The 13,177-nt window shown below is 33.1% G+C and carries 9 protein-coding genes and 4 pseudogenes; 1 reads left to right on the top strand and 12 read right to left on the bottom strand.

Annotation, left to right across the window (positions count from 1 at the left end):
* Positions 1-8: 8 nt before the first annotated feature.
* Genes MHB44_RS03705 through MHB44_RS03695 form a run of 3 tightly spaced genes read right to left on the bottom strand, consistent with a single transcriptional unit; the run spans position 9 to position 2,942 of the window.
* A complete protein-coding gene (locus tag MHB44_RS03705) occupies positions 9-713 on the bottom strand; it encodes an N-acetyltransferase (RefSeq protein WP_341301634.1) in 705 nt (234 codons plus the stop codon).
* Between the two features lie 49 nt (positions 714-762).
* Positions 763-1,836, bottom strand: coding sequence for a UDP-N-acetylglucosamine 2-epimerase (non-hydrolyzing) (wecB, locus tag MHB44_RS03700; protein WP_341301633.1), 1,074 nt, complete (start codon positions 1,834-1,836; stop codon positions 763-765).
* Positions 1,833-2,942: a DegT/DnrJ/EryC1/StrS family aminotransferase gene (locus MHB44_RS03695; RefSeq protein WP_341301632.1), complete on the bottom strand. Its 1,110-nt coding sequence runs from the start codon at positions 2,940-2,942 to the stop codon at positions 1,833-1,835. Before MHB44_RS03695 ends, wecB begins: the two co-directional genes overlap by 4 nt.
* A gap of 980 nt (positions 2,943-3,922) precedes the next feature.
* On the opposite strand from MHB44_RS03695, the pseudogene MHB44_RS03690 reads away from it, so the two are divergent.
* Positions 3,923-4,682: pseudogene (locus MHB44_RS03690) on the top strand (IS5 family transposase).
* A 34-nt stretch (positions 4,683-4,716) separates the two neighbouring features.
* Here MHB44_RS03690 and asnB read toward each other — a convergent pair.
* The 9 genes and pseudogenes from asnB to MHB44_RS03645 all read right to left on the bottom strand — a co-directional run.
* Positions 4,717-6,549, bottom strand: coding sequence for an asparagine synthase (glutamine-hydrolyzing) (gene asnB, locus MHB44_RS03685; RefSeq protein ID WP_341301631.1), 1,833 nt, complete (start codon positions 6,547-6,549; stop codon positions 4,717-4,719).
* Between the two features lie 4 nt (positions 6,550-6,553).
* Complete coding sequence (locus MHB44_RS03680) at positions 6,554-6,850, bottom strand: DegT/DnrJ/EryC1/StrS family aminotransferase (protein ID WP_341302916.1); 297 nt, start codon at positions 6,848-6,850, stop codon at positions 6,554-6,556.
* Between the two features lie 42 nt (positions 6,851-6,892).
* Positions 6,893-7,981 carry a glycosyltransferase family 4 protein gene (locus tag MHB44_RS03675; RefSeq protein WP_341301630.1) on the bottom strand — a complete coding sequence of 363 codons (1,089 nt, stop codon included), beginning with the start codon at positions 7,979-7,981 and terminating at the stop codon, positions 6,893-6,895.
* Positions 7,982-8,067: 86 nt separating this feature from the next.
* A complete protein-coding gene (locus MHB44_RS03670; RefSeq protein ID WP_341301629.1) occupies positions 8,068-9,366 on the bottom strand; it encodes an O-antigen polymerase in 1,299 nt (432 codons plus the stop codon).
* Positions 9,367-9,658: 292 nt separating this feature from the next.
* Positions 9,659-10,219 (bottom strand): annotated as a pseudogene (locus tag MHB44_RS03665) (ATP-binding protein); the annotation flags it as partial.
* Between the two features lie 266 nt (positions 10,220-10,485).
* Entirely contained in the window at positions 10,486-10,836 is a 351-nt protein-coding gene (locus MHB44_RS03660; protein WP_341301628.1) for a transposase, read from the bottom strand.
* A gap of 71 nt (positions 10,837-10,907) precedes the next feature.
* Positions 10,908-11,210: a hypothetical protein gene (locus tag MHB44_RS03655; protein ID WP_341301627.1), complete on the bottom strand. Its 303-nt coding sequence runs from the start codon at positions 11,208-11,210 to the stop codon at positions 10,908-10,910.
* 1,123 nt (positions 11,211-12,333) lie between these two features.
* Positions 12,334-12,858, bottom strand: a pseudogene (locus MHB44_RS03650) (IS21 family transposase); the annotation flags it as partial.
* 8 nt (positions 12,859-12,866) lie between these two features.
* Positions 12,867-13,001, bottom strand: a pseudogene (locus MHB44_RS03645) (UDP-N-acetyl-D-glucosamine dehydrogenase); the annotation flags it as partial.
* Between the last annotated feature and the right edge of the window lie 176 nt (positions 13,002-13,177).

Genomic DNA, 13,177 nt, shown 5'->3' with positions numbered 1-13,177 from the left:
ACTTTCACCTATTGATTTCTTAATAATTGATTCTCATCGACTTGTTTATATTTTTTTGCTGGACTCCCCATTACTAAACTTTCACTTTCTACATCTTTTGAAACTAGACTACCAGCAGCGACTGCTCCTTCTTCATGAATCACTTTACCAGGTAAAATTATAGAATTTGCTCCTATTCTTCCACCTTTTTTAACTGTCACACCTTTGAATTTATCAAAGCGTTCTTTGCCACGTGCCATATAGTTATCATTCGTTGTAACAACACATGGTGCAATAAATACATAGTCAGCTAGCTCTGAATACGCCGTAATATAACAATTTGTTTCCAATTTACAGTAGCTCCCCACTGTACAATCATTTTCTACAGCCACACCTCGACCTATAATTGTTTTTTCTCCAATTGTTACTCGTTCTCGCACTGTTGCTAAATCAGCAACAAACACATCATCTGCAATCGTTGCATTTGCATAAATAATAGCTGATGTCCCTACTGTCACTCCATTACCAATTTGTGTAGGTGATAACTTGTTAACCTCTGGTAATATAGAAGCCTTCGCACGAGTTGGTTGCTTACCAATTACAGCATTATCTTGAATAATAACATTGTTTCCTATCGTTGTACCCTCATAAATAACAACATTATTTCCAATGATTACGTTCTCACCAAAGTTTACATTTTCACCGATTACTATATTTTGTCCTGTTGTCAACATATAACCACTCCTTCATAAAAAGCCAGTCTATAAATAGACTGGCTTTTTATTATTTTATCATTTCTTTTAAAATATTTGTAATTTTAATTGCGGCATCTCCAGTGCCATATAAATTATCAATTGGTTGTCCTAATTGAATCGTTTGTAATATAATCCCTAAATCTGCAGTTAATGGGTTTACTAATTGATTCCAACCATATTCAACCGTTTCTGTCCATTCTGTTTGAGGTCTCAATGTTACACAAGGTACTTTCATGAAATAGGCTTCCTTTTGCACCCCACCTGAATCAGTCACAATAGCCTTCGCATTTTTTTCTAATAAAAGCATTTCCAAATAAGAAACAGGCTCTACGATTTGAATATTATCTGAGTCACTTAATAGCAACTCTAAACCATAGTCTTTGATTTTTTGCTTAGTACGTGGATGTAAAGGTAAGTATACCTTTTCTCCTACCTCACTAAAAGCTTGTAAAATAGCTGTCAACTGTTCCTTAGAGTCAGTATTTTCTGCTCTATGAATTGTCCCTAAATAATATGCTTTTTCCTCTAAACTTAAATCTTCTAATTTATATTTCTGTTCAGCCAATTTCATATTATACAAAACAGCATCGTACATAACATCTCCAACTGTATGAACACTTTCTTCAATTCCCTCTTTTTGAAGGTTTAGAACCGCTGTTTCCGTAGGTGTAAATAAAATATTTGAGACATGGTCAGTCATTACACGATTAAGTTCTTCAGGCATTAATTTATTATAGCTTCGAAGACCTGCTTCGATATGAATTAAAGGTATATGACGCTTACTTGCTACAATTGCACCAGCTAATGTTGAATTCGTATCACCGTATACTAAAATCGCATCTGGCCGTTCTTTATCAACTACTTCTTCAACAGCAATTAGCATCCTCCCTGTTTGAAGACCATGCGAATCTGAACCAATGCCTAAATCATAGTCTGGTTTAGGTATATTTAATTCATCGAAAAAGATACCGGCCATATTATAATCATAATGTTGTCCCGTGTTCACTAAAATTTCTTGAAAAGATTCACGTAATACACGTGAAACAGCTGCTATCTTAATAAGTTGAGGCCTTGTACCTGCAATGGTTAATATTTTTTTCATGTGTAAAACTCTCCAATTTTCGCAATAATGTAATCTTGCTGCTCTTTTTTCAATTCTGGGAACATTGGTAATGATAAAACTTCTTTTGTCGCTTGCTCAGTTATAGGTAAATCGCCTTCCTTATATCCTAAATAAGCGAATACAGGTTGTAAATGCAATGGTATTGGATAATAAATCATTGTAGCAACACCTTGCTCTTTTAAATATATTTGAAGCTCGTCTCGACGTTCTACACGTAATGTGTACTGATGATATACATGATAAAAGCCTACAGCTTCTGTTGGTGTCGTTACATATTTTCCAGCTTTCTCTTGAATTTGTTCTGTATAGTAAGCCGCATGTGCTCTTCTTTGTTCTGTCCATTTCTCTAAATGCAACAGTTTTACATTTAAAATAGCCGCTTGTAATTCATCTAAACGACTATTATAACCTAACACTTGGTGATAGTATTTTGGCTTACTACCATGTACACGAATAATACGTGCATTTTCAGCAAGCTCATCATTGTTTGTAACAAGCATACCTGCATCGCCGTATGCACCTAAATTTTTTGTTGGGAAAAAGCTATACGTAGCTGCTATACCTAACTCTCCAACAGGTTGTCCATTTTGTTTTGCACCAATTGCTTGTGCAGCATCTTCAATTAAAACTAAATTATACTTGATTGCAATAGCACGTAAACTTTCCATATCAACCATTTGTCCATATAAGTGAACAGCAATAATAGCTTTTGTTTTTTCAGTAATTGCTTCTTCAACTTTCAATGGATCAATATTGAATGTGATTGGGTCAATATCTACATAAATAGGTTTAGCATTTGCACGTGCAATAGCTCCTCCTGTAGCAAAGAAAGTAAATGCAGTTGTAATCACTTCATCTCCTTCTCCTACACCAGCTGCTTGTAATGCAATATGAATTGCATCAGAGCCATTTGCTACTCCAATGCCATGTTTTACATTGCTTAGCTTTGCAACATCAGCCTCCAATTGCTTTACATTGCTTCCTAAAATAAATTGAGAAGATGACATCACCTTATCAAATTCTATTAGTACATCCTCTTTAATTGTTTGATATTGCTCTGCTAAATCTAACATTGGGATTTTCATATTAATATTCCTCCATTTTTTTAATAAAGGTTGCTGAAAAAGTAACTGTTCTAATTGACATAGTATGAATTCGACTTGGTTACTAACAGATTTCTCTCATAAATGGTTTTACTCAAATAATATTGTTCATATATTACCTTATCTATAGGAAATTATTTTTCCATCTCTTTAAATACTTGACTAACTCGTTCAATATTTAAAAAGTTAGCCATTCAATCATCATATTATCAGATAATAAATACGACCCATACACTGTTCCTTTATTTGAATCGTAATCATAATGATATACTTTATTAGAACCATCTATAAAGTTAGTAACAAGATAAATTTCATCTTGTTTATGAAGAATCTTTTCATAAAATTGAACCTCTAGTTGCTCTAAATTGTTTAATAAAACTCTTATCTCTCTTTATCCTTAATAGCCATCATTATATTTGTTAAAAATGTGCAGCATGTTAACTATCCACATATACAAGATCTGCTGTTTTCTCCTTCTTATTAACCGTATCCATAAATTTATACCCACCATATAGGCTCTTTATACATTTTTTTTAAATATTCAACCCTTCAAGTCAGAAAATCTCCTTTCATTCACAAATATCCCTCTAATTACATTAAATTCACTTAGATTAGGTTGTATCAGGTTGATTTTGGGTTGTTAACTATGAAAATGGCTCTTACAGCAACCGAAAAAGTTCATCATCAGTTATAGTTCAGTCATAACTAAATCTTTGGCTAGTCATTTTAATTTATATTCGATTTTTCTTTCACACTTTTAAATTCATCATGAAACCAACGTCACGAAGCATACTCATTCTAAATAATACACAACTTGATATTTAACCCCTCAAATGAGGTTAAATGAAATGCTTCGCTTGGATATCCATACTCTGTTCTCAAATGAGAAATAACTAGGGTGTGTCTAAAAACTATATGCTAGTTTTGATAGAATGGATAAAACAAGAAAATAAGGTGCAGAAATGGCTCCAAGTCGCTACGAATTATCCGATGAACAATGGGAACAAATTCAACATCTATTTTCAGCTTATACAACAGGTAGCCCTTCTAAACGAAGTAACCGCAAAATGTTCAATGCGATGTTATGGATTGACAGAAGTGGTGCACCTGGGCGTGATTTACCTGAATGCTATGGATTTTGGAAAACAGCTTATGCTCGCTTTTGCAAATGGCGAAATGATGGCACCTTAGTACGCATTTTTCAATCCCTTCAACTAGAAGCTGACTTTGAACACCTCAGTATTGATTCGACAAGTATTCAAGCACATCAACACATCACTGGTGCAAAAAAATACACTAAATCACGAATTTGCCCAACATATTGGTATGAGTCGTGGCGAAAATCTATACGGTTGTCGATGCACTCGGTAATCCATTGTTGTTCCAATTAACAGGGGGGTACGTCCATGATAGTCAACCTGCCCTTGGGCTATTAGCAAACATTTCATTAGAGGGAAGCCATGTCCTTGGTGATAAAGCTTACGGATCACAAGAAATTCGTGATTACCTAACAAGTCAAGGGGCAAGCTACGTTATTCCGCCACGTGTGAATGCTAAAAAACGTGGTCTGTTGACTGGTATCTTTATAAAGAACGTCACTTAGTTGAGTGTTTTTTCAATAAAATAAAACATTTCCATCGAGTGGCAACCCGTTATGACAAACTTACGACTTCTTTCTTAACATTCGTTTATATCGCTTCCCTCTTCGGATTAACTCAATAAGATAGAATTTTTAGACACGTCCTAAATAAATCTCTTAGATTTTTATATATGTTTGATATTGTCTTAGCCAACTTTCAAGGGCTAAAGGAGCAAATATATCTTTAAACCAGATTTCTCCTTTATCAACAGGTTGATTACAATATTTCTCATATTTTAGTTTTAAGGCCGTATGATTAACTAACCCCATTTTAAACATCAGATTATCCTTTTCAAAATACTTTAATACTGTGTCTTTTAATTCATGTTTCAGCCATTCTCCCTGTGGGTTTACAAAGCCTTGCTTATCTTTTCTCCAAACAACCTCCTTAGGCAATACGTCTTCAATAGACTTCCTGAAGATATACTTTGTCCAACCATTTCTTAATTTATATTCTGTCGGTAATGAAATAAACCTCTCCACTAAACGATAGTCTAAAAAAGGTACTCTTATTTCTCTAGCAAATACCATAGACATTCTATCTTCGTATTGAGTAATTACTGGTACAGAAAATTTCTCTACATCCAATACTTGCCTTTTCTGAACATCATATTCTTTTCCAATTCCTACAGAAATCGGCTGATATTTTTTTAATACTCTCTCTCCTAGTATATTTATTTCCTTTGGTTTAAATCTCTTTGGTAAATACCTCTTAGCTTCTTTTAAATTAAATTGATTGATAACTGTTTTATTCTTTTTAAATTCTCTATATACTTGAAATGCTTTTGCATATTTTTTTTGATATACTAACTGTTGTAGATAAAAACCTAAAAACTTTTTATACCCACACAGTATTTCATCTGCACCTTGGCCACTTAAGATAACTGTGATCCCTAATTCTTTAGCCTTTTCCATCAATAAATAATGACTTACATTAGAAAATGAACCGACTGGCTCATCATTATACCAATTAACCCTATCTAGTAATTTCATGGCCTCATCAGGTCCAAAATCTAAGTTAACCTTGTGAACAGGCTTTTGAATATGATTCGCTACTGAATCTATAAAATACGATTCATCAAACCTTTTATCATCGCTAACTGCAGAAAAAATATGTAGATTCTCATTTTCCTTTAATCCTTTGTTCATCATTGCAGTTATTGCTGACGAATCTATTCCCCCTGATAATAAAACCCCTACAGGCACATCACTTCTTAAACAAATATTAACAGCATCTTCAAATAATTCTCTAATTTCTTTAACTAACTCTTCTTCACTTTCTACTTTTTGTTCTGTTATATTAATATCCCAATATTTTTTTATTCTGAAGTTAATATTGGGGAGACTTCCATCAAATTCTGCATAAGTTCCTAACGGTAATCGCTTGATTTGTTTAAAAAAGGTATTTTCATCAGTAGCCAATAAAGATTGCGATAAATACTCACCTATTTTTTGCTCATTCAACTCAAAAGTAGTATTACTCATTTCTAAAATTGTTTTTACTTCTGAAGCAAAATATAAAGTATCACCTTCTATATAATAGTTTAATGGTTTAATGCCAAATCTGTCTCGACATAAAATTACTTTATTATTTTCTTTATCATACCAACAAAAAGCCCACATCCCATTCAACTTTCTCAACATTTCTTCGAGACCATAGTAATGTAGTCCTACTAACAACACCTCTGTGTCTGAGTCTGTTTCAAAAGAAAAACCACAGTCTATCAATTCATCTTTAATTTCTAAATAGTTATATATTTCACCATTAAAAACAATACTCCCTCTGTCCTGATAATGCATAGGTTGATTACTAATATCCTGTAAATCAATAACAGCCAGACGTTGATGTGCTATCCCTATTTGCCAATCATTTAATTTAAATACTCTTTCAGATTGATTATCTGGTCCTCTGTGAGATTGGATAGCATGAGCTCTATATAGCAAATCCACAGAATTATTCTCCTTTGTAATTACCCCTGCTATGCCACACATATACATTCTCCTTTTGCAATATTTCTTTATTGAATGTTACTGGATTAATATCTACGTAAACTGGTTTAGTATTTGCACTTGCAATAGCCCCAGCTGTAGCAAAAAAGGTAAAGGCTGTCATGATGACTTCATCATCTACGCCCGTAACTTGTAACACAATATGAATCGCATCAGAGCCATTTGCAACACCAATATCGTGAACTACACGGCCTAGTCTCACCACTTCAGCATCTAATTGTTTAACATTACCCCTTAAAATAAATTAGGAAGATGACATAACTTTATCAAGTTCAGTTATCATTCATTGGCTTAATTTTTGATAAAGGTTTATAAGTTTCTTTTCCTCAACTTTCCAATTATATTTTTGTTCAACTGCTGAACGACCATTTTTCCCCATATTATTAGCTTCATCTGGATTATTATATATCCAATTAATAGCCTCAGCAATCTCGTCAGGATTTGTAGGGTCAACACATATACCGCAGTTGTTACTTTCAATTATATTTTTCCACAAGGGAAAATTAGAAGAAATAACAGGAATCCCCGCTGACATATATTCAAACATTTTATTTGGTTGTGCATTGATATGATTAGGTTCTGGTAGAAAGGTAACAAGTCCAGCACTACATTTCGCTAAAAAATCACGAACCTCTTCCCTATTTAGCACACCAAAGTATTCAACATTTTTTGAATTCGCCACTTTTTGTTTTAGTTGTTCATCTAAAGGACCAACAAATGCTACTTTACATAAAATATCCTGGGCAGCTTCTACAATTTCATTAATTCCTCTTATACTGGACAGCCCACCAACATAGCCAATATACTCCTTTTCTGTACTCACTAAATTTCCAACACTCACTAGTTCATCTAAAAGTGGATAATTATTAATGTTATATGTGTTTGTATTGATTTTCTTAAACCGTTCATTGATAAAAGGGGTGGCTGTAACTATAGCATTGAATTTCCTCGCTACTCTTTTTTCATACTGTTCAAATATAAAAGATATGAACTTTCTAAAGATTTTAGGTATCCAGTCCTTTGATAGAATATCTCTTGGAACATCTTCATGTACATCATATATAACTTTCTTTCCTTTTTTAGACAACTTGATTCCAACAGGTATTAACTCTGGATCATGGAAATGGTATATATCAGCATCTATTAAAAGAGCTTGCTCATAAACTTTTTTTGTAGTATCAATAATACGATTAATTCGTCCTTTATTCTCTCTTTGTATCCCAATTATTGTCACATTATTTTTCCTTGTATTGACTGTGTTTGGTGCAACTAAATAAACTTCATGTCCAAATTCTGCTAAAGAGCTACATTCTTTTATAAATATTCTAGTGTCATCAACTTGGTGTACAGATGTTAAATGACATATCTTCATTGTAATTTCCTCACTATTCTCTTCTTAATTCCTCTTCTCTTAGTACATCTCTTTACTTAACCTAAATGTATTTACATCTGGAAATTCTATATATTCCTCCGTTCAAATATGGTATCTAATTTTGAAGTTTCTAATTCTTGTTCAGGAATTAATATAAGCAAGAAAAATAAGAATAAGAGTCCTCCATTCATTAATGTAGTAAGTAGGGCACTACTAATAAAATAAATCACATATAAAATTGACATTGCTGTTATTACATCTTTCCCCTTATTATAGGAAAAGCTATCTAATATTTTAAGGAGTAATGCAAATATTATTGAGAATATTAGCATCCCGATATACCCAAAATTCATAAATGCGTCAGCAAGGTACCCTGTATTAGGCCAGTTATTACCATGATATATTTCCCCTATTATTAAAATTGGATGTTTATCATATACTGGAGCAGAAAATAAACTTCCAAAAACAGAATGAGATAACATTACATAGCCATTTTCAGAAAAATATTCAAAAAACTGATAGCTAATTTGAGCAGGCAAGTATAATAATCTATGTACATATAAAGCCATAGGCCATAAGTTAGATAGCACTAGATAGCTTACCCAACTTATAATTCCTCCTAAAATAAAACTCCAAATTATATAAATTGTAATTCTTTTAAACTTCAGGAAATACATTATAAAGGGGGCTATGATTATTAAAAAAAGATAAGATTTATGACCTGTATATAAATAAATTATAAACTGCAATACCGCAAACACAAATACTCTTGAGTATTTTCTATTTTTCAAAAAAAGCAAAAAAAGTAATGGGTTCAAAACCAAAGCCTGCCAATTTAGTAAATATGGCATCAATCCAAATCCATAATTAAACTGTCCTCGCACTGTGTAAACATTGTTAAAATTTACTGCGGTTAAACTAGGTTTTCCATTAAAATATATAATTACCCCCAGAACAAATAGACTAAAAGTATAACTAACAAAATAAAAGTATTTTGGCGACAACTGAATTTTCTCAAACCTAATACTTGGTATATATTTTGTTAATATTATAGTTACCCCAATAGACGTGATACATGCTACAAAAAAGGCTGTAGATTGATTCTGTAACCAATAGAAACTTGATAACGGAATGATCATTATTAATATAACTAATAATACCACTAAAGTTGATGGTGTATTTTTTAATTTAGGTATATACAAAATCAATAAAGTCAATAAAATCCAAGATAAAAACATTTTATAACCGTTAATTTCCAAACTAAAACCCATATACTCATATTTTGGATAAATATAATATATATATAATAACTCTATTAATAATTTATAAATCATTATTGAAACAATAACAAAGTATTTATTAAGTAAATTAAGATAAATGTTCATTCCCTCCCAGAATTATAGAATATTTTCTTGTTAAAAATATATATCTCCCATAACTTTAATTGCTAAATTTTTATAACTGAATTGTGTTTTTATTAGAACAAACATTTTTTATTTAGCTCATTACAATTTAGAAAGTAAAATAGCCTTCAGCTTAATTTTGTAGGAGTATTATCTAAATATATATTTCTTTAGATTCTATATTGATAATTTCATATGATTTATAAGTTTGTAACCATCAAGCAGTTTTTTACATTTAACGCCAAGATACCTTTTACATTTTCGCTTCGAAAAGCTACTGGCGGTTTTTCATGCGATAGCTATCGCCATCCACCTGCACAACTTCCACCCGATGTAGTAAACGGTCTAAAATTGCCGTTGTAATACCTTGATTGCCCATCAATTCACTCTATTGCTCAGGACTTTTATTCGATGTTAAAATAATTGAGCTTTTTTCGTATAAATGATTGATGAGCTGAAAAAATAAATTGGCTTCGCGTTGATCCATTGCCATATACATCAAATCATCAATAATGACCAAATCTGCGCTTTGAATACGATTCATTTGCATTTGAGATTTATGTGTATATTCTCACGTTTTAAGAAGGTGAAGTAGCCCTCCCATCGTCACAAATAAAACATAAAATTCCTTATAAATGACCTCTAAACCAAGTCCTACAGCCAGAAATGTTTTACCTACCTTGAGCGCTAAGTTGTAATGTGGCTCAGGTCACTGTAATTCCTCTAATTGCGTTAACTGCCTTTTCATTAATGATTGCTGTGCCTCAAGGTCAAACTCTGAAAGTGATTTCAGATAAGGAAAGCGAGCATACTTCAATCTTTTTTCAATACTTTTTATGGCTCTTCACCAAAACATATGCTTGACTAAGAGCCATACTGAATCCATTCGGTACTGCATTCTAGTAAAATTGTCTCTTTATAGTGCTGCGAAGTTCGCATAAAAAAATGGCTTCTTTGCTGCGCTTTGAATGAGATTATTTTTCCCTTCTACTGCCGCATTCGTAAAGCGTAATTGATGATAATTACAGATTTCTTCTTACCAATTGCGCATCGTTAACAGACAAGATTCCACGGCTGGATGCTTGATGGTAGTACCTTGTGCTAGTCAACGTCCAAAGCCTTTTTTCGCCAGTTTATACGTGGACCTACAGTCATACCTTTTGATAAAGGCTTCTTTCCAACTGTAGACTTGATGCAGAATTTCGGCGTATTGAAGCAGTCGGTGCAGGCTATTTTTTCATCATTCTTCAATTGATCACGTCGTTTTCCAAGAATTCGTAAGTATTGCTTAAGATCCTTTTTGGAAAACGGTGCTAGCTGCTTTTGAACGAATTTTTGTACTGCTTGAAGCGCTTCAGTTACGTAACGATTGACATGATAACGTTCGGCAATACGAATCGCTGCAGGATACATCATTTTCGCGAACGCATGATATGCCTTTGCCAAATCCATGACAATCGCGACTAGCTTCAGCGCACAAAGAGTAGTTTACGTATGGAAAAGGCGTGTTATTCCTCGATTCTTCATCCAGGAATAATAGCAAAAACTGTGCCGCTATGTAAATCATGGAGACCTGTGTTATAAGTATGCCCTTTACGAATGGCAAAATCATCAATGCTAGCACGAGATTGTGACACGCCAATGCTTTTTTCTAAAAAGTTTTTTTGGACACGTATCGCTTCCTTCATTTCCCATAAAAGGACAATGCATGCAACGGTTGTAGCAGGTGTGTTTACCACACATGATGTATGCGTGATTGTAGCGCTGACTGCCTGCTTCAGCAGCGTGGCTTCAAATGCCTTTGTATATCGTTTTTTCGGTGCCACACACTCATCTGCCTACACAAAATATGCAAAACAAGCCGTACATGTCATACGAATGGCAGGTAAGTTCAAGTAAACAGGGCAACCAAACACTTCGAGATGACGCACTTTTCAAACATAGCCGGTTCCGCGACGAGTCGTATTTTCAAATGCACAAATTGGACAGGCCTGTATAGATTTAATTGACATAACATCAATGAAAATCTGATGATTGATTTTAGTGGTTACGATAATTTTTAGTTCTGGTAAATCCCATAAATCCTTGATAAAATGATTGTACATCTGTATACCTCGCTACGTTGTTTGGTCGTATGCCCAACTCTAGCAGATACAGATGTTTTTTTGTATTCTTTTTTAGCAAGAACAAATTTTGGTGTTAAGCCCTTTTTATTCCATGCTTTTTCAGTTCAAAAGCTGTTAACTGCTCTAAGAACTCTTGATAAGTCCAACTAGACTACTTTGCTTGTCGAAGGAGCTTCAGTAGCTCTTCTGCTGTTTCGTCCAATCTTAACTGGCGAAATTCTTGTTGTAATTCTGTTATGGTTTTATTCATTTGTAGTGCCTCCTAAAATTGTTGTATAAGTGTCCAGTGACCGCATAGAAATGGCTATCTGTGGTATTTTTCAGGAAAACTACTGTAAATCTCCACCGATGAATCTAATTCCCCTTTCACTAAATAAACAACGACATCACGAAAATCATTTGCGTTATAAAGCTGTCTCTAAGTAGGTTGGATATTCCTCAGCTACCTTTAGTAAAATCATCATTAATTAGTCACGACAACAGCGAGGATAACGATTCAAAATTCTCTTTATATAAGGTGTTGCTTGTTCATTCGAAAGTACGAGAGAACTTGAACTTGCAATTCAGGCGTGTTGATTAACCTTTATTTTACAAACAATCACTACAATTTTGTTGATTCTCTGTATAGATACACGCTTTTCAACACTATTATTTTAACTTGAGTCACTCAATGTTAGTCAAAATAAATAGAATTTCAGGCTATATGTTCTCTTTGAAATTTGATCACGCCTATTTCAATCCATTAATAGATGTTCTAAAGACGGTATTCATCTTATAAAACTGGTGGTTTTATACCTAATATATGGTTAATAAGCAGACTTGCTTTCAATTTTTCAATTTGTTTGGAATGATCACGTAAATGATTTCGATTTTGAATCAATTTACCTTTTTTATTACTGATAGGGTATTCTGCTATAATTGTCCCAATTGGATGAGAGTTAACCAAATTTTTGTCCTTAATGATTATGCTTACTTCGTTATTTGATAATGCATTATGCGTACTGACAGGTACTGAGTAATGATTGGATACATAACGAATCGTATTGTCTTTCCCTACATTTCTTGTTAAACTATGTGTAGGCGTACTTTCTTCTGAAAGTATAGGTGAGACTGATAGTAAGTGTTGCTTTTCAAGGGGAAACACTTCTTTCGGTCTCTTTTTTGTTGTATGATGCACATTTTGATTACCAGTTCTTTTGAGCTAACTCCATGTTCTGTCATTCCAATCCTCAATATCTTTGAAGATTCGGCTATCTGCGAAGTTTCCTTTAATATACTTTACGACATTTTCAATCATGCCTTTTGATTCAGGATCAGCTCTTTGTTATAGATATCCTTTGAATTGGCGTCCCTTAACTTTAGCACCTTGCCTTGTTCGTTTAAAATTTCCATACAGCGTTGAACAACAAAATCAGGCATACTATCGTTAATTGAACCAACTAGTTCAATTAGTTTTGTATAATAATTATATTCATGGACTTTACAAGTTAACAAGTAGAAAAGTTATTAATAAATATAATATAACATCAACTTTGTTATATTATAATCTAAATAGAATTTTTCATAGGCATATACAGGATTACAAATGTCAAATAGCTTATTTCTAAGGATATTGTAAATACTAATAGTACCACTATACTTATTAATATTTATTTTCTCATCTTTCC

The organism is Lysinibacillus sp. FSL H8-0500 (assembly GCF_038051955.1).
Taxonomy (GTDB): domain Bacteria; phylum Bacillota; class Bacilli; order Bacillales_A; family Planococcaceae; genus Lysinibacillus; species Lysinibacillus macroides.
Note: the sequence above shows the minus strand (reverse complement) of the source record. Positions and strands in the feature narration are given on the sequence as shown.